The sequence below is a fragment of the Pseudoalteromonas sp. S1650 genome (genome assembly GCF_005887195.1).
Classification (GTDB): Bacteria; Pseudomonadota; Gammaproteobacteria; order Enterobacterales; family Alteromonadaceae; genus Pseudoalteromonas; species Pseudoalteromonas simplex.
The window spans coordinates 24,452-43,441 of sequence record NZ_PNDF01000026.1 but is presented as its reverse complement, the minus strand read 5'-3'; the positions used below and the strand labels follow the sequence as shown (position 1 = coordinate 43,441).

The 18,990-nt window shown below is 38.8% G+C and carries 17 protein-coding genes; 5 read left to right on the top strand and 12 right to left on the bottom strand.

The genetic code is table 11. The annotated features are described in order from the left end of the window. Nucleotides 1-13: 13 nt before the first annotated feature. From csm6 to CWB80_RS09875, 4 genes are all read right to left on the bottom strand, one after another. Nucleotides 14-1,132 carry a CRISPR-associated ring nuclease Csm6 gene (gene csm6, locus CWB80_RS09890; RefSeq protein ID WP_138600885.1) on the bottom strand — a complete coding sequence of 373 codons (1,119 nt, stop codon included), beginning with the start codon at nt 1,130-1,132 and terminating at the stop codon, nt 14-16. 372 nt (nt 1,133-1,504) lie between these two features. Beyond that, entirely contained in the window at nt 1,505-1,951 is a 447-nt protein-coding gene (locus CWB80_RS09885) for a hypothetical protein (RefSeq protein WP_138600887.1), read from the bottom strand. A 111-nt stretch (nt 1,952-2,062) separates the two neighbouring features. Next, complete coding sequence (locus CWB80_RS09880) at nt 2,063-2,386, bottom strand: hypothetical protein (protein ID WP_249362556.1); 324 nt, start codon at nt 2,384-2,386, stop codon at nt 2,063-2,065. Nucleotides 2,387-3,391: 1,005 nt separating this feature from the next. After that, a complete protein-coding gene (locus CWB80_RS09875) occupies nt 3,392-4,408 on the bottom strand; it encodes an IS110 family RNA-guided transposase (protein ID WP_138600889.1) in 1,017 nt (338 codons plus the stop codon). Nucleotides 4,409-4,680: 272 nt separating this feature from the next. Here CWB80_RS09875 and CWB80_RS09870 point away from each other — a divergent pair, with 272 nt between their 5' ends. After that, on the top strand, nt 4,681-5,724 hold the full coding sequence (locus CWB80_RS09870; RefSeq protein WP_138600891.1) for an IS110 family RNA-guided transposase: 1,044 nt from the start codon (nt 4,681-4,683) through the stop codon (nt 5,722-5,724). Between the two features lie 486 nt (nt 5,725-6,210). Here CWB80_RS09870 and CWB80_RS09865 read toward each other — a convergent pair whose 3' ends face one another. From CWB80_RS09865 to CWB80_RS09855, 3 genes are all read right to left on the bottom strand, one after another. Continuing rightward, the gene (locus tag CWB80_RS09865; RefSeq protein WP_138600893.1) at nt 6,211-7,056 is read right to left on the bottom strand and encodes a hypothetical protein; all 846 of its coding nucleotides are present in this window, start codon (nt 7,054-7,056) and stop codon (nt 6,211-6,213) included. Nucleotides 7,057-7,553: 497 nt separating this feature from the next. Next, the gene (locus CWB80_RS09860; protein WP_138600895.1) at nt 7,554-7,838 is read right to left on the bottom strand and encodes a hypothetical protein; all 285 of its coding nucleotides are present in this window, start codon (nt 7,836-7,838) and stop codon (nt 7,554-7,556) included. A 625-nt stretch (nt 7,839-8,463) separates the two neighbouring features. After that, entirely contained in the window at nt 8,464-8,736 is a 273-nt protein-coding gene (locus tag CWB80_RS09855) for a hypothetical protein (RefSeq protein ID WP_138600897.1), read from the bottom strand. Between the two features lie 165 nt (nt 8,737-8,901). On the opposite strand from CWB80_RS09855, the gene CWB80_RS09850 reads away from it, so the two are divergent. The 4 genes from CWB80_RS09850 to CWB80_RS22540 are packed head-to-tail and all read left to right on the top strand — an operon-like array spanning nt 8,902 to nt 11,975. Next, nucleotides 8,902-10,038 (top strand): PD-(D/E)XK nuclease-like domain-containing protein, encoded by a 1,137-nt coding sequence (locus CWB80_RS09850; RefSeq protein ID WP_138600899.1) that lies wholly within the window; start codon nt 8,902-8,904, stop codon nt 10,036-10,038. Between the two features lie 60 nt (nt 10,039-10,098). Next, nucleotides 10,099-10,884, top strand: a complete 786-nt coding sequence (locus CWB80_RS09845; RefSeq protein ID WP_138600901.1) for a recombinase RecT — start codon at nt 10,099-10,101, stop codon at nt 10,882-10,884. Beyond that, complete coding sequence (locus CWB80_RS09840; RefSeq protein WP_138600903.1) at nt 10,884-11,798, top strand: hypothetical protein; 915 nt, start codon at nt 10,884-10,886, stop codon at nt 11,796-11,798. Before CWB80_RS09845 ends, CWB80_RS09840 begins: the two co-directional genes overlap by 1 nt. Further along, entirely contained in the window at nt 11,799-11,975 is a 177-nt protein-coding gene (locus CWB80_RS22540; RefSeq protein ID WP_155950874.1) for a hypothetical protein, read from the top strand. It begins immediately after the preceding gene. 94 nt (nt 11,976-12,069) lie between these two features. Here CWB80_RS22540 and CWB80_RS09835 read toward each other — a convergent pair whose 3' ends face one another. From CWB80_RS09835 to CWB80_RS09815, 5 genes are all read right to left on the bottom strand, one after another. Continuing rightward, nucleotides 12,070-13,305, bottom strand: coding sequence for a type II toxin-antitoxin system HipA family toxin (locus tag CWB80_RS09835; protein WP_138600905.1), 1,236 nt, complete (start codon nt 13,303-13,305; stop codon nt 12,070-12,072). Then, nucleotides 13,298-13,573, bottom strand: coding sequence for a helix-turn-helix domain-containing protein (locus CWB80_RS09830; protein WP_036973834.1), 276 nt, complete (start codon nt 13,571-13,573; stop codon nt 13,298-13,300). Before CWB80_RS09830 ends, CWB80_RS09835 begins: the two co-directional genes overlap by 8 nt. A gap of 554 nt (nt 13,574-14,127) precedes the next feature. After that, a complete protein-coding gene (locus CWB80_RS09825) occupies nt 14,128-14,832 on the bottom strand; it encodes a hypothetical protein (protein WP_138600907.1) in 705 nt (234 codons plus the stop codon). A gap of 307 nt (nt 14,833-15,139) precedes the next feature. Next, the gene (locus CWB80_RS09820; protein WP_036973833.1) at nt 15,140-15,739 is read right to left on the bottom strand and encodes a methyltransferase family protein; all 600 of its coding nucleotides are present in this window, start codon (nt 15,737-15,739) and stop codon (nt 15,140-15,142) included. A gap of 125 nt (nt 15,740-15,864) precedes the next feature. Continuing rightward, complete coding sequence (locus CWB80_RS09815; RefSeq protein ID WP_004588582.1) at nt 15,865-18,975, bottom strand: efflux RND transporter permease subunit; 3,111 nt, start codon at nt 18,973-18,975, stop codon at nt 15,865-15,867. Nucleotides 18,976-18,990: the final 15 nt, after the last annotated feature.

The following is an 18,990-nucleotide window of genomic DNA, read 5'->3' as shown; positions in this document are numbered from 1 at the left end:
AGCTTGTAAAATGCTATACTAATATTATTTTTATTTTGTTATTTAGTGCATTAACTTGATAGATAGTCCCACCGTCAGCGGTGGTTGAGTCAATTAACAACTTTTGTGCTAACTCTACGGGCAAGGCATCATTAATTTTTTTATTAATTCTGCTTCGCGTTTGCTGAACAAACGTTTTTTCCATTGGCTTTAAGCCAGTTAAGTTATTAATTTTAAAATCTTCCGGCTCGATTCCAAATGTATCACGAAATACTCGTAAGTCAGTACCTAGCTCAGAAAACTGAGTTAAATAAGCCTCTGAATAACTTGTTGTATCTTCAAAATAACGATCAACATTGAGTTCGTACTGATCAAGTAACCATAAGTAAAATGCCATTTCTTTTGCCGTTAAGCTTATATCAATCCCCGCGAATGTTAACTGCTTAGCAGAAGGGTTTATAACTAATGAAATTACTTTTGAGTTGACTGTATTAAGACTTGCTACTGTTTTACTGAAAGATACATTTTTGATACTGGTAAGCACAGAGTTATCAATTAGGTTACGCATGCGAACATAAGGTATGCTCGTTAAAGTAATATTGGCATTTTTGCAATCGACCGATTTCCCTGCTTTATTTTTTACAAACTTTGAATGGGGAGTCGGGTACCAAAAGTCTTTTAGAAATTCAAAGCTCTCATCTACAAATACATGACTTAGAGTGTCTTGCTCACGCCCAAAGAGAGACATGGCATATCCTAAGTAAAACGCCATTGTTTTACGTCCACCTGCAATTGATGCATGTATTGCTGTATTCTCAAGTTTGGTTAACTCATCTACCTTACGGGTTATAAAATCTGCCATATAGACCTGATCGACCTCAGTGCTGGCATCAAAAACAGGTTGACCGTTTTGATCTTCAATAAGCCAAATATTTTTCTCAGAAAACTCAATCTCTGGCAATTTGTAGTCTGTTAATAACTGTTGAAAATGACCTTGGTTGAACAGCCCATCTACCAGCAAAGGTTTGGCACTTTGCGTTGTGATGACATAGATTTCGTTTGGCAGACTTTTGCCTTGCTTATGGATAGCAAACAAGGTTTCTGTAAGTACTTGAGGACTAGCCCCTGTGATGATGAGTAATATGTGTTTCATTCAATTTCCTTTTGATGAAACTGAATAATATCTGAATATTAAATAAAATCAAAAAGTATGAGACGAATGCTATTTTTATGATTTATTGACGATGTATATTTTGCGAACTTTCTTAATACTTAATTTTAAAAAAGGAGTAGCACGCTACTCCTTCATTGCCCTTAAGCCTCGCCTTACATTATTGTTGGCAATACGCTTTTGCATTACCACAATGGAAAAGTATATTTGCGTACAATTCCCTCACTAGTATTACCAGAGTGAACTCTGACTACCCAGACATTGAGTAGTTAGCCGGCAAATAACGGCTCGTGGCGTATTTCGTGAGTTATGATTAGGCTGCTATTTTTAAATGCAAAAATAGCTTTCTTTATCCTATGAATGCTTTTGTTTGATTTGCGATATGGTCTCTTTTATAGAATTTTGAGTACGCTCATTACTCAGCCCTGGCTCGAACTCACGCTCAATTTTTTCCTTAAAGTCATCATCGAAGTCATTCTCTAATTCCGTATCGAATAAATCATCAAAGCGCTCAGGGGTTTCGTTGCAAGGTTGATTATCGTAATCCGAATAATCAAAGGTGTCCTCCTGAATATCTTCAAGCAGAAAAACCATCATTTTATAAAACAACACTTTTACACCACGATAGTTCAGTTGCTTATTGGCATAAACATCTGGCTCGACAATTGACCAAAGCCCCTCAAAATCAGGATTTTCTTTGTTTAACATTAAATGATTAATTTTATGGTCGTTTTTGAGAATGATACTGCGGATTGAGTCAACTAAAGTTAGAAGATCCTGCGTTGATATATATCTGAACATAGATATGCTCCTTTATTTTTGAATGGGTTTTAGGCCGCAGTTACGGCTTTTAACTAAAAAGGAACGAGGAAGGGAAAATATTAAGAAAGCGAACCCAAGGGTTCGCCAGTTTTAACTTTTTTCGATGATTTCTAACCAGCTATCTTCAGCGTGACTGAAGAAAGTTGTTGGTTTAGTTAAAAATATCGCTTCGAACTCCACTGAAAATAAATGACAGAATTCTTTTATTTGCTCAATGTACAGCAGCAAAAAAGCATACATTTCTACACCATCTAAATAGCGCCCTGAAAAATCAGGATTATCATCAAATAGCTGCTTTGAGATGCTAATACCCAATACACGGCCTACCCTATCTCTGTGCATATAAATGTAATAGCTAAAGCTAAGCTCGATTAAATCGCTTTTAGACGCTTCATCAACATCTGCTAAAAGCAAAATGGTTGAATTGTCATCCCAAGGTGATTTACTCGCGCGTTGATACTCTCTGATGAATTATGATTTTGATGTACTCATGAGTTTCCTAGTTAGTGTTTGACCTAACACTAACTAGGCTTGCGTGATGGTAATGAATGGTAAGTAGCAGAGGTAAGTTTCATTTCTGTGTTACGCATTTATCATTCTGTGTTACGCATTTATCATTCTGTGTTACGAGTTAATGATGCTGTGTTACGTAGTAATTTAAGAGAAAATAAAGGAGGGAAAGCGTGTGGAAAAATGCATAAAATTGATAAAAAAGTCGATTTAGTTAATACAATTTGCTTTTCTATCAAACTTAGTTAATACTTAGCTTTGTTGTTGATTTGTCAAAAATCACCAACACAAAAAAGAACACAGCAAAATTCGACCATTTGTTTTTCCTCATTAAATTCTGGCACCTAGTACTTGTCGCAGTTAATACACTTGTTATTGATGAGTAATGCCATGACACACCTTTAAGCACGATAATGGAGTATTACCTTTAAAAGCTAATCTAGATTTCAAAAAGCAACGAAAATTGCAGCCGCGTAATATAGATTGCTGCGAATGAAGTTTCTTTGATCTAGATCAAGTTTAAAAGTAGTTAAGATTCTCTAATCCGATATTACAGTAGTAATGCAGTGAGATTATCTATCGAACCAAGCTATGTGATGAAATAAGTGAGAGGTTTTATGGTGACTAGATGAGTTTTCGGTATGGGCAGAGTCTTAAGGGCATAGCTCGTTTATGGACAAATGTATGGTACGCCCCGTTTTGCAAGTTAATAACTAAAATAACGGAGATGGTTTGCGCTAATGTATTCAGAGTCTATTAGAGACTAACATTAGTCCCAGCTCTACGATGAGATCTGCGCCAGATTGTCCTCAAAAACGAGAAAGCATTTTTCTTGCTGAACTGTCCACAAGGTCTTCAATCTGGTGGTCTAACCGTTTTGTCATCATTAATTATCATATGCAAACTGACTTAAACTCTAATTTCAAAAGGCTTCTTCGTGGTCATTACAGACCAAGCTATTCTTGCTATTTTATTTGCTAAAGCTACAAGCGCCACATTAAACGGCTTTCGACATTTTAAATCTATCAACCATGTTCCAAAGAACTTTTCTGCTGTTTTATCTCGCCACATAACGGCACGAGCTGCGTGAATAAATAACTCTCTAAGCTCCTTATTCCCTCGCTTAGAAATACCTAGCATTCTGGGCTTCCCTCCCGTTGAATATTGAAATGGCACTAACCCAAACCATGCTGCAAAATTACGACCATTGTCGAAATCCTGTGGACTGCCAACTGCTGAGATACAGCACGATGCAGTCATAGGTCCAACACCTGGAATTGTTTGTAATAACTGAGCTACATAGTTTTCTTTATTTAATGCTAATAACTTTTCCTCTTGTGCTTTAATCCACACGTTTAGCTGATTGTAATATTCATATTGAGTGGTTAGCTCTGCAATCAATAGCGGTGGTAACACTTCATTTTGGTCTGCTATCCATTGGAACAAGTTTTTCATTTGATGATGGCCTCTTGGAAAGCTAAGGCCAAACTCCAATAGTATCGAGCCAATTCGGTTCATACAGGCGGTTCTTTCTTTAATATAGCCAGAGCGAACACGTCTAATAACTATACCTAGTTGAGCTTCTTCTGTTTTGACTGAAACAAATCGCATGTTAGGCCTTGTCGCAGCTTCTGCAATTGCGTCAGCATCAATGTAATCATTCTTATGGGACTTAACATAAGGCTTTACGTATTGAGCTGGTATTAGTTTGACCTCATGACCAAATTGTTTGCATTTCCTTGCTAGCCAGTGAGCACCACAACAAGCCTCCATCGCAATGGTTGTTGATTCTTGGACAGATAGAAAATCGACTAACTTTGCTCTGGAATATTTATGACGAAAGACTTCACGGCCAGCATAATCGTGACCAATTAAATGAAAAGTTGATTTACCTAAATCAATACCTATGACTTTTGCAAATGACATGATGGTTTCCTCCTGTAATAGCCAACTCTATGAGTTTAGCTAATGGGTGGAGCGTACCATCTAATTAACGTTTTAGACGTCGGCTGTATTAAGTTAATTTCTATGGGCTAACGCTTGCGGCAATAAAATAGCTGGCTAAAATTAGCGAGGAACGAGCAAAAGCCAGCTGTTTTTTGTCCGTTTAAGCACCTTGATATTCATTGAGCCTCCTCCCCAGCATCGCGATTATTCGCTACGCTGAAAAGGCAACCAACCTTACAGGAGAAAGCTCAATGAACTTTTACAATAACATGCATCCATATTATTGTGGAATCGATTTACACGCGCGATTACTTTACGTCTGCATCATTGATAATACAGAACTTATCCTTGTTCACAAGAAAATTAAAGATGACCCAGAAGCACTACTAATACTACTTAAACCGTATACCGGTGACATTGTGGTTGGCGTAGAATGCATGCATTGCTGGTATTGGGTCGCTGACCTTTGTAAAGAACACACTATCGACTTTATTCTCGGTCATGCTTTATATATGAGGGCGATACATGGCGGTAAAGCCAAAAACGATAAAATAGATTCATATAAAATTGCCAAACTCATCCGTGGAGGAAACTTCCCACTTGCTTATGTGTATGACAAAGATATGCGTGCTATACGCGAGTTATTACGCCGAAGAACTAAAATTGTTCGCCACGGGGCTGATTTAAAAGCCCATGTCGCCAATACCGCCAGCCAGTACAATTTACCTGCCCACAACGTGAATTTAAAGAACGTCTGCGATAGAGAAAAGATGCGCTATTACTTCCCTGATCCCGTTGTGCAACGATCCATTAATTTAAATATGGCCATACTCGATTGCTACCACAATGAGCTTAAGCCTTTAGAACATTATATTGAACAAATGGCCAAGCAACACAATCCTGTCCGCCTTAATATCTTGCAAACAATTAATGGTATATGCCGCATTCTCGCACTTACCATTATTTATGAAATTGGTGGCATCAATCGCTTTTCAAGCGTACAAAAGTTCGCTTCATATAGTCGGTTAGTCAAATGTAAAGCAGAGTCTGCCGGCAAAACCTATGGCACCCAAGGTAACAAAATTGGCAATGCACATCTAAAATGGGCGTTCTCTGAAGCCGCTGTATTGCTGCTGCGCCACAATCATAACGCTAACAAATACCTTGAAAAACTACAAAAGCGAATGAGCAAAGCCAAAGCACTGTCAGCGCTTGCGCATAAGCTGGGTCGCTGTGTTTATTTCATGCTAAAAAAAGAGACGGTATTCGATGAAGCAAAATTCTTAAAGAGTTAGTCACGGTACTGAGTGAGCGGAGCACCTAACTGGATATAAGGCTGAGCATCAATCAATTGGGTGAGTTAATGACCAACAAAGTTTAACCTAATTATATGCCTACAGACCTAAGCCACTTGACTTGATTAGACGCTCAGTACGCGTGCATTAATACAATAAACAAAGTCGCTTACACCTGACTTGAGCCTTAAACTAACTAGATCACAATGATGAAGCCAGCCGCCTTGAATAGTGCCATGATCAGGTTAACCGATGAATGTCTAGTGCCCCAGAAAGCTCAAAAGGATATGAGAGAAGCCTGGCTGCGATGAGATCGCAATAAGAGAGCCTCTATATGTGTTTGCCGTAAGCTACTTGCTTAACAGCCGTATCGACAGACGAAGTAAACGAATTTGTTTATTGGTTTAGAATTGACCGTCAATGTATGAAACGGTCAAAAAGAATACTATTGCCTATTGACAGAGTTAAGGCTCATATGTGTTAGAGCTATTTTTTAAAGGCTTTAATTATGGTCTCGAATGTAGTTAAATTTTTATAAGTAAAACAAAATAAAACAACGTAACAAGCAATACATTTATTTAAATCTATTACTGTAATTTCATTCTCTAACTTTCCGTGTGCAATTAGGTTTCGTATTTTTTTTACTTCACGTAATAAGCCTTGAAACTCTCCCCAGATTGGCACTTGTTTTAGATCGTCCGTAGCAAATGATTCTTTCGCAACAATTTTAACTTTTAAATCTAGTGCTAAGTGCTCTAGTGCATCATGAAGTTCTGTATGAATCTTCAGCTGAATTACATCAAGTTTACTGCGAATAATTGCTTCCATTGCGGAAAAGTACGTAAAAAAAGCCATTTTTATATTATTTTCAGATTCTAATAAATATGCGTCAATAGCCAATTCTTTGTAGAGGCTTAAATTTACATAATCGCTTTTTAATAAGCCTGTTATGCAGATATCTGCTTCGGCATCCATGTCAATATCAGAGTAATCTCCCTGTAGGATGCCTCTCAAAGTTACTTTTTTTTGACGTTCATTTACCTCTTCAATCTCATAGCTTAAACCTCGTTCGTCTCCTAAATCAGTATGTAAATCACCATCGATAACAAAGCCGTAATCCTCTAGTTTAGCATTCATAATGAACGAATAATCTGTCGATAAATCAATATCATCTTCTAGAAAGTATTCTTTAAGTGAGAATCTATCATGTCGAATAAGATCAGGGTCTGGATAGGTATTGATCGTTACTCTTTCTGAGTGCTCACCTATTTCCTCAATTAAATCTAAATGCAAAATAGAACCGTCAGATATTCCTTGAATAATTTTTTGCATGCCTAACCTCTGGATAGCTCTAACAGCGTATTACCGAGAATTCCCGTTAACACTCAATGTGTAAATTTCCAGAATTATCAAAATACGATTTTTATTAATTTAATTATTAATAACTTACACATAGCCTAAAGGAATTACAATTGTTTAGACTCTCCTATAACCGTGAATTTACTTATTCGAGAACGGGTAAAATTACATTACGAGAATACGCATAAAAAATAGCTTTAAAATTAGCAACTTAAATGTTTATGAAAATTTTAACGAGAAGCTAATTATATTACATAACGAGAATTGATTATTTATTCATTAACACGTTGAGTGCCTGCTTCGCTCAAAGCTGCCATTAGAGGATTTACGTTAACTCATTTTGGGACATTTTCGATTTAGAAATGGCAGCGTATCGACTGCGCTAGCTGCCATTTTAGTATGATACTTTAATACTTAGTATGATACTTTAATACTTAGTATGAATCTTTATTACTTGGTATGAGACTTTATTACTCTCTCACAACTTTGAAACAAGGGTGAGTTGCCCAAACTCCTTCTACATGGCGCTTTTCATATGCGACACTGAAGCCTGTTATCAACCTGCCATTTAATTCATATCCGGGCGAATTATCACAGTACCGTTCAAAAACATCTTTTAAAGACTCGAAGAGTTCGCCATTCTCTATTGTACCCTCTGGTAACAGCTCTACTTTTTGATTATTAAAATAATCAACAGCATAACCTTGTCTTTCAAAGTGCTTACCAGCGAAACTCACAGGTTTTGACCTTCCCATTAATCACACCTCTTATACTTGAATTAATATGCTACCCCAATACAACTCTACAAATGCTTGCTCTTAATGATCAAGTTATTATCGTTAACCTAATTGCAGATAGTTCCACGTTTTTAGTTTAAGACCCTTAGCAAATTCTTTGGCTTCATTTTTAGAAGGAAAGCCAAAAACTCCGGCACCCACTAAAGCTAAAAGTGCTTGCTGCTTATTTTTTATTACACTTGGTGAACATTCCCCAACTACATCACCATCAGCGTCATAAATGCAGTTTGTCTACTCAATTTCAGAGACTAATATAGGTATTCCATTTTTGTTATAGAATTTATATGGCTCTTTCAACGTCGTAATAAACCACATCAGGCAACTCCTTAATAAATAGAATTAATTTACAGAGTTCGACTTTTCATCAAATAAAGACAGCTGTAGCCGCTGAGTTGTTTCTAATAAATAATTTATCTGATTAATTAGAGTTTGCGCTGTGACTCCAAATGATATTGTCAGTAGAGTGCTTGAGTGTAAGTTTTCATTTTTTCTGAATAACTTCAACCCAGGTACTGATTCATTGATTTCATTTATTGTGATCAAGTTAATGAATCTGTATTTTTCGCTAAAATTAGCGACAATATTACTCACCACATGGCGTTTCTTCATTCCATTCTGTAAGTGGTATAACGTCCACTGTGAATGTAGAGGTTGCACACTCTATACGCTGTATTATGCCATCCACCGTCAAAATATTCTGAATGGTTAGATCCTCGAAATAATTTTTTATAATTTCGACCATTTCACTTGGTAATAAATCGGTTATTTGATGGTGTGCTTCAACACTAAAATGAGTATCAGGTAAATCAGCGCTAAGGTTTCCAATAATATCTTTTAATGCTTTTCCTTCGAACATCGAGTTTCCTAGTTTAATTGTCCATAATAGCAATCTATATAAAATTAAAGATCGCGCTCAATTCTCATCATTAACTTTGAAGATAGGTTTTCTTCTTCAGTTCAGCACGAAAAAATCTCTATGACATGATGTTACTACTTTAAATAAGTAGAGCAAGGCAAGAACATGGCATCAGCAAATCTAAAAGTTCAAGAAACAGAAAAACCTACAGAATGGTTTAACACTATTCTGCCTGCATACGATGATTTAGGTAATCCAAACTTTTTGGACTCTAATGGTGATCTTGTTGAAGGTATTTATAGCGGTGTGCCAAATTCTGTTTACCACGAATTAGATGCTCATAGCTCATCTCTGATTAAAGAGTTAGCGAAAAACACACCAGCTCATGTATTTCGTCAATATTTTTCTAATGAGGAAAGAAAACGAACTGCTGCACAAAGAAACACTCTTGATACTGGCACTTATGGTCATGAGTTAATATTAGAGCCAATTGGTTTTTATGATCGCTATTTCCGTGTACCTCTTGCCATTGAGTATCCTACAGCGCTTCACACAAGTGCTGAGCTAAAGGACGCATTAAAAGCCGCAGGTCAAAAGGTCTCAGGCACTAAATCAGAGTTAGTTAAGCGCTTGTTAGATGCTAAACCAAACACCCTAATTTTTGATGATTTGATTGCGAAATCCATAATAAAAGGCGCTGGAGTCAAAGCCTACAACGAAGCTGTAAAAATGGTGGAAGATAATAAGTGTTCTAGCCTATTAGCTGCTTTCAACGATGGAGCGCTTTCACACATAACCCATAAGACACCAATAGATGGTTTAGTCTGGGATGACGCCCATAGAATTTTGGATACATTCAAATCTCACGCTAGAGCTAAGCGATTAATTTCAAATGGTTTTGCGGAACTTACTGTAATAGCGCGAGATCCTGACTCTGGATTAATGCTTAAAGTAAAATTCGATTACATTAACAAGCATGCAATTGCCAGTGATGTTAAGTCTACTCGTTCAGCCAATCCAAATAAGTTTAGATTCCAATGCCGAGACCTTCGATATGACGTTCAAGAGAGTTTCTATAAGTATGTTGCGAATTTAGCAGGTATTCCCGTTAAATTGTTTGCTTTTATCGGTGTTGAATATTTAGAGGCTGATATATGCGAGGTTTTTGAGTTGAAACGTACCCGCCAGATGATTGCTCATAATGACATGAAGAAAGCAATTGCAACTCTTAAAGAATGTTTAGATAGCGAAAACTGGTATGGATACACCAAAAACGATGAGGTCGTTGTTATTGACTGGTAATAAGCGCGATTTTTTAAATCAAATATTCTTATTACATATCTAAGTTCAACGGTGAGCGTTATGAGTTTATCACTTCAAGAATATCAAAATTTATTGTATGGAAAATTAACAGCATGCAAAGGCCAGTTTGATGCTTGTCTTTCCGAAAATGGTTATAAGCTTGACTTTAATACAGAGCTAAACTACGTCTATCAAATCGTTATGTCTGGATTAAACGTGGAATACAGCTTCCCTTACACTCCAGTTGAGTCCGTAATCACTTCATTTTTAAAAGCTGCAAAAATAGGCCTTTCACTTTGCCCTACTGAGCAGCTTTGCTTTTTAAAAACTGAGTATAGTGAATCATCAGGCCAATATGTGACTCAATTAGGATTAGGCTACAAGGGAATTCTTAAACTTGCTTACCGTTCTGGAAAAGTAAAACAAATTAATGCGAATGTTTTTTATGAAAAAGACAATTTCCAATACAACGGTGTAAATTCAAAAGTTACCCACACTACAACCGTTCTATCTAAAGCAATGCGTGGACAATTAGCCGGTGGCTATTGTCAAACTGAGCTAATTGATGGTTCTTTTAAGACTACAGTTATGCCTCCTGAAGAAATTTTAGCTATTGAAGAGCAAGGTAAGGCGATGGGCAATGAAGCGTGGCTTTCAGTGCATGTGGATCAAATGAGGGAGAAAACCCTTATTAAACGTCACTGGAAGACTCTCTGCCCTTGTATTTATAGAGATAGTGTTATGAATGACCCAATGTTGTTTGATGATCAAGATTGTCAGCACAGTTCCAATCAGCAAGCTTATGAAGAACAATTCGAAAGTGCTTATTCACGCGAGGCGTACTAATGTTATCAGTTCAAATTGAAAAGCTAATCAAATCTGCTTCAGACAATATTAAACAGTGGGAAACATTGTTCAACTTGGCTTCACATTCTCATTATTCCGCTTTGATTAAAGAGTGCGCCCTAGATGACGTTGTTGCGACAATTAAAGATGTGGATATGTTGATCGGCTCTCTGAGTCCTGAGCTGCTTAACCTGGTAAACATAAGAGTTAGGAAACATCCCTACACTACTGCATATTGTCTGTTTCCTGCACTAAATACAGATAATGTAATTGCCTACCTTGAAACTCAAGGTATTGTAAAAAGCTATGAACTTGCAGTGGTTTATGACAACGATAAGTTTTCAATTGATGTTAGCTCAAACAAAGTATCTCACGTTAGAGGCGATAGCACTCAGGAGGCTTCATACTCTGGTTGCTATTTATTATTAGAGTTTGAAAATGGTACAAGCAAAGTTTGGTATATGGATGAGTATGAAATGCACTCTGCTTTTGATGCATGGCAAAACAAAGTATTTGGGGGTATGGATGTATTCAACAATACACTTGAATGGGCTGGTTTTGCATTAATTCTTCGTGCCTTGAAAACACTGGACATGCAGGATAGCGTAATTAGCCATCCAATCTTACCCGTTTTAAAAAGCCGATTAACTTCATATTACTCTGATTTCTTTAAGTACTACAAAGAGGCCAATAACGATAAGTTTGCTAGCTGCGTAATTACTTCACAGTACGTATCAACAGAAGGTGGAGAACTTGAAGAAGCATTAAAAAAACTAGATGACATCATTGAACCACCTGCAAATATTATCGTACTAGGCCAACATAACCGCCAAGTGAGTAATGAAGATACCGAAATAAAAGAAGCATCAGAAGATCAGTGTGAATTTTATAACCTTGATTTTGGAGTTATCTGAATGATTAAAGTTGAGTCAGAAATTTTAATTCAAATAGCTTTTAAGGAAGTGGAAAACGGTAAACCAGTTAACTTTTGGTTTAGCCCAATTCAGCATAAATATAAGCTAAATTATGATGAAGCTGGCACCGAAATTTGTCAGATAAGTCAGCTTTCATATTTTTGGTATGGGCCTTAACAGGCGGCTCCTATTTTAGACTAAAAATAGTATAGATCTCTCAACTTATCTGACATTTGCAAAATAAGGCATGACAATTTTAATTATCCTGTATTTAAAGCGCCTTAAACTTTTCTATCATATCATTATCAATCTCATTGATTAGATTAGATGACAAACCTAAATGCTTGGCCTCATGCCTAAACGAGCGCGTTGCTTCAAATATTTCTTCAGCCATAGTCATAATCGCTTTTTTTGAAGACAACCCCGACTGAGCAGCTAGCTGATTTAGTACATTCTTTGGTGTTTGGCCATTACCACCAAAAGCCGTCATATGCTCTTTGTAAGGACTTGGGCTGTAAACAATGTCGTAGAAAGGTGATAGCGTCCAAACATCGGAGTCACTGGCAAGAAAACTGAAGTTCTTACTATGATCATCTTGGTTAACAGTTAAATAGTTAAACATGCAACGCTTAATGAGCTTCTGAGACTCTGTAACACTGCACATGATGCGCGTAGCTTTTACTAAATCCACATAGTCCAAAGAAGGTTCTCGAAAAGGGGCATCTAATAACCCACAAGCAGAAATCATATGAATTCGACCACCTTGCTCTGTGCAATCAAATCGCTCCTGCTCTAGCCAATATCTTCCATTACCCGCATCAATTAAATCAAACTCAGGAACCTCGATGCCAACATTACGAGCAATTTGCATGTAGCAATATTCAACTATTGATTCAGAGTGCTTCAAGTCAAACTTTTCTGATGTAAGCTTTACTATAAGCTTTGTGCCTTGTACGTAGTCTAATGTTGAATATTGACCATTCGCTAAACGCGTAACGTTCATTTTTGGCCTAGCACCACCCGATCCACCCGTTTTCATCAAGTGCTCAAGCAAAGCTGACTCAGTGCCTTCAAATTCTTCAATCGCAGCTCGACCGAGGGTAATAATATCAATTGAATCCTTGGACTCATCAAGTAAATCTAACTCTGGCTCATAGCTCAACGCCCCCATACATCTCTCACCTAGGTAGGCCAAACGCTCTAAAGCGGTAACTGTTTTTGGGTTCTGATTGTTCTGCCTAAATACACGATCCATGAGATAAAGACCCCAACCATCAGGGAGGCTGTCTGCAAAAACTCCATGGATGCCATAATGCGGTTTTCTAGGCGCAGCTTGTAGGCTTGTGTCTGCTTTTAAATTGAACGGGGCCAAAGAAGTAGAGTGAGCGTTTAAATACGTCTCGTCAAATTGAAAGAAGCTTTGTTGACTATTTTCAACAAGCTTGCCGACAAGCACCTTTTCACCGGTGCTAAGCTTACGCCTTACGGTTAGGGCAGATTTAAGCATGTCGTAGCACATCCTCTATTGATTTGAATTCAGGCTCACACGACTTTGTCAGCTCTTTCACTTTTTTCAAGTCTCCGACGGTCTCATAAAGCATTAGAAACTGACGCAATGAGATGTTACCAGATGATTCAAACTTTCGGATCGTCGCATAAGGCACGCCAGACAGATCGGCTAACTTCTGAACACTGAGTTTGTCTTTTTTTCGAGCTGACTTGATAAACTCTTTGAGATCCATCTGCAAATCATAAGCAGTATAAAGGGATAACATACACACCTCCAAATATGTCACTATAGTATCAATTATAGCATAAATAATGACATTATTTGTTACTATTGTGTCACATATGAAATGGTATTGAAGATTGTTTCATCAAGAGACAATATAAAAGCCATCACCGATGGTGAATAAAATTGCTGTTATAGTAACAAAAAATAAGATTATCAGTTGAATTTGTTACTATAGTATCAAAAAGTATCAAGATTAGAATTCTGCCTTATAAATTAATCTGTGTATTCACTGCTTTTAATAATTAAACCTACATCTCCCATTATTTCTGGTGGTGGCTTTGGCTTTAGGCATTGATCCTATTGGTATTAAAAAGGGTTCTACAGAGACTCTTCTAGTTAAATTTGTGTAAGAGTTGAACGGGTGAATTTAATAAAGGTTCAAAATAATTGCTACTACCAAGTCTCAATCGAGCTACAACTGAGTATTTGAGTATTAAAAATCACACTAGGGAGCTTGAGCAGTGACAATCTTGACCATAAGATAAGAAACTCATCTTTGGACAAAAACGTTTTAGAGTATTTATTTGGTAATTCCTAATCAGCCGACGTGTCAGCGGTCGGCTGCATTTTCTTGTAAGCTTTATAGTGCAATACTCTAGTGTTTACACCTAAATATTCATAAGCCGCAGCAGCCTTCATTACCAAATCTTCGTCTCTACACAGAAAAAAATGACAAAATGAAGCAACACCTGCATGCGTCATATCACTAAAGGATGCCCGAAATCTTCTATCTTCTTTCATTTTTGAATCACGATAGTAACCGAGAAAATTTAACTGGTGATAGACTGCGTTGACTTTCTCTTGAATAGTTCTTTCTCTATCCGAATCTGCTTCAAAGCTACGAGGTTTCACTCCAAAAAATGTTTCTATACCAATTCCTGAGAATTCTTCAATGCCTGATAAAATCTGCCATATTTTTTCCACCACGTTTGGCGGTTTTACATTTTTTAATATAACTGGCCCAATTCCCGTTTTGGCCTCGAACTCTGAAACTGGGGATTCGCCTCCTTCATCAAGTTCCTCTGCTACTCTCGAAGATTGACTGCTCATCAACGCAGGCAAATCTGCAATAAGCTTTTTGATACTTTCTATATGTATGGTTTCATCTAGCGCAATTTCGTCAATTCCCTCTAAAGCTTCCATCATGTACTTTTGTAAATCAACAGAACCTTGCTGAAAGATTTCTCCAAAAGACTTATCTGATTGTCCCCCGTAAAATGTCATGAGCATCTCAGACATGCCAAAATCGCCACTACAGCTTTCCGATTGATTTGCTAAAAAGCGCTTATAGGTATCACTTGCTAGATGTAGTGGCTCGCGAACATAATCCCTCTGACTTGATTACATCGTACATTTTGGACTCACATTAAGTGAGAATATGACCGGTGCCTGACTCACTTTAATTGACAATGAACTCACGCTAATCGAGAACGGGCTTGCAAACATAATCAGTCGGCTCACTTTATTTAAGAATAACGACAGTTCATAAAAATGGACGTTAAAAGATACCGTTCGTTAGTTTATGCATATAAAGCAGCCTGCGCCATTACTTATTTAAGCGTGAAAGCTTAGGTATGTATCGGTTAGTGTCAGACTTATATTTTAGAAAATCATCGCCATGCACTTTCTTCAAATAAGGCTCTTCAATTTGTCGAACAATCACTTCAATGCAAATCCAACATACAAAAGCACATGCCCAAAGCAGCAAATGTGGGAACGTTATACACACCCCTGCCCAAAATAGAAAAATACCAAAGTAAATGGGGTTGCGAGACTTTGCGTAAATCCCGTGGGTAATAAGTGCAGTCGTTTCTTGCTGGTCAACGCCAATACGCCATGAATCTCCCATTTGAATTTGAGACAACAAAGTTACAGCAATTCCGCAGGCGCCAATCAAGGAGCCGAGAAGCTGAAATGGAATTGAAGGAACAAATAGTAGGGGCGCACGTCCTAAGTAACCAAAAAGAACTAGACCAAATGCAAAGCAAAACGTAACCACGAATATAGCCCCTGGTACAATTTCTATTAATGGTGCGTTTATAGATGCTGCTCTTATACCAAAATCACCATTTCTCTTATATTGAACAAAGCTTCTACCGAGGACGGCTAGCGCCAAAAAACTACTAATTAAAATAAGCGAAACCATATCTATCCTTATCGTACATGACGTTAAGAATATGATTGTAAAGTCTATACTTAATAAAGAGTCAATAGGTACCTAAAAATCGTTCAGGTAAAACTTGGGCATTTACGAATAAATGCCCAAGAACACTACTGATCCCCTTTACTATGCACGAGTCGATAGAGTACAGGCAGCACTACCAGTGTTAGCAAGGTTGACGATATTATCCCGCCGATGACCACCGTGGCCAAAGGCCGTTGCACCTCTGCACCTATGCCCGTATTGAGCGCCATGGGCACAAATCCAAGGCTTGCCACTAGTGCTGTCATTAATACCGGACGCAAGCGAATAAGTGCCCCTTCAACAATGCTATTCACTAATTCTCCGGTTTCTAGCAAACGTTGCTTGATGAAGGACAGCATTACCAATCCGTTTAATACGGCAATCCCAGACAACGCGATAAATCCTACCGACGCGGATATGGATAAAGGCATATCCCTTAACCAAAGAGACATTACACCGCCTGTTAATGCCAAAGGGATACCTGTGAAGATAATCAACGCATCGCGTATAGAACCAAACGCAATTACCAGCATTGTCAAAATCACAAACAACGTAACCGGTACCACAATCGTCAATCGTTGACTCGCACTTTCGAGCTGCTCAAAGGTTCCACCATAGTCGAGCCAATAACCAGCAGGTAAATCTACTTCATCATTAATTCTCGCCTGAGCTTCTTCAACAAAAGTGCCAATATCTCTGTCACGCACATTTGCTGTGACAACAATACTACGTTTGCCATTCTCCCGGCTTATTTGGCTAGGTACTTCTTTAAATGCAAGTGTGGCTAATTCGCTTATTGGTACATGCTCACCAGAGGGCGTGACTATGGGAACGCTCTCAAGCTGAGTGAGTTCATTTCGAATGTCGTCGGCATATCGCACGACAATTTCAAAGCGTCTGTCGCCCTCAAAAATCATTCCAGCGGTTTCTCCACCTGTCGCAGCATTGAGCCATAACTGCAAGTCGGCTATATCCAAACCAAAGCGTGCCAATTGATCAGGCTTTGGTGTGACGGTGAAGATTGGAATGCCTTCTACCTGCTCAAGCCTCGCGTCATCAGCTCCTTCAATCGTTGAAATAACGGTCAAAATGTCAGAAGCAGATGCAAAGAGCGTATCTAAGTCATCCCCAAATAGCCTTATCCCCAAATCTGCCCTTACGCCACTAATCAATTCGTTAAAACGCATTTGTATAGGTTGCGTAAATTCATAATTATTGCCGGGCAAAGTAAACAAGTCCTCTTCAAACGTTTTCACTAACTCAGCTTTTGTCATTGATGGATCGGGCCATTGCTCCCGAGGCTTTAAAATAACAAACGTATCAGTAATGTTTGGTGGCATAGGGTCGGTGGCGACCTCACCCGTACCCGTGCGACCGAATACCGTCTGTACTTGCTCATACTGCATAAGTTTCGCTTCAAGAGTTTTTTGCATTTCAACTGCTTGTTCTACCCCAGTCCCAGGGATGCGTATCGCTTGTACTAAGATATCACCTTCATTGAGCTGGGGAATAAACTCGGAGCCTAATTTACTGCCCATCCATAAACTGCCGACAACCAAAGCACTCGCTGCTACTACCACTAGCCATCTAAAACGCAGCGCTCCGGTTAAAACAGGACGATAGACTGCCTTTGCACCTTTAATAATTGGGCTTTCTTTTTCGCTAATTTTACCTCTCATGAAAATTGCTATCGCCGCAGGCACTACGGTAAAACAAAATACCATTGCGGCAAGCAAAGCCATTATCACGGTCGCTGCCATGGGGTGGAACATTTTACCTTCGACGCCAGTGAGCGTGAACAAGGGGATATAAACAATGGTAATGATCAATACACCAAACAAACTGGGACGTATGACTTCATTAGTGGCTTCATATACAACATTCAGCCTTTCTTTGAGCGGTAGAGTAGCGCCGTTTTGTTTCTGGGATTCGGATAATCGTCTGATACAGTTTTCAACAATGATAACTGCGCCATCGACAATCAAGCCAAAATCCAGTGCGCCTAAACTCATCAAGTTAGCAGACACATCTGTTTTGACCATGCCCGATATCGTGGCAAGCATTGCCAAGGGTATTACAGCGGCGGTAATAAGTGCAGCTCGCACATTCCCAAGCAAAACGAATAGCACAACGATGACAAGTAAAGCGCCCTCGACGAGGTTTTTCTGCACTGTGTCGATGGTTTTGTCAACGAGGCTTGTCCTATCGTAAACCGCTTCAAGGATTACGCCCTCGGGTAAGCTTGTTTTAATGGTTTCGAGCTTACTGTCCACAGCTTTGGCGACCGTACGAGAGTTTTCTCCCACTAACATCATTGTCGTGCCAATCACTGTTTCTTGGCCATTTAACGTGCCGGCTCCAGAGCGCAGCTCTTTACCGAGGTTGATTTGGGCGATGTCTTGAATTTTTACCGGTACGCCATCAATGATCTTAACAACCACTTGGCCGATATCGTCAATGCCCTTAAGTTGGGCTTCCGATCTGATCAGTACTTGTTGCCCATTTTGTTCTACAAAACCAGCGCCTTGATTCGCATTGTTGCGTTCTAGCGCACTGAGAAGGTCACCTGTACTTATCCCAAAGTTTATCATTGCGACTGGATTAGGATTCACATGATATTGCTTTTCAAATCCGCCTATCGCATAAACCTCGGTCACCCCCTCAACAAGCGACAATTGGGGCTTAATTACCCAATCATGGATCTCCCTTAATGCCATAGCATCATAGGGTTGACCGTTGTCCTGTCGCGCCTGAGGCTCAGCACTTAACGAGTACATGTAAATTTCCCCCAAGCCTGTGGAGATAGGGCCCATTTCAGGGGTTAACCCTGTTGGCAATTGCGCCGCGATGGCGGTGAGACGCTCGTTGACGAGATTTCGTGCGAAATATAAATCAGTGCCCTCTTTAAACACGACTGTGACTTGCGACAAACCATAGCGTGATATCGAGCGGGTATACGATAAATTAGGCAAACCGGCCAGCGAGGTTTCAACTATAAACGTTATGCGTTGTTCAGTCTCCAAAGGCGAGTAACCTGGGGTTGCGGTATTTATCTGCACTTGCACGTTGGTGATATCAGGCACAGCATCAATCGGCAATTGTTTGTAACTGTACATACCAAAAAAGGCGACAAACAAGGCGAACAACATCATGACACCACGTCGCTCAATGGATAGACGGAGTATTGGTGCTATCATGTTCTCACCTCACCG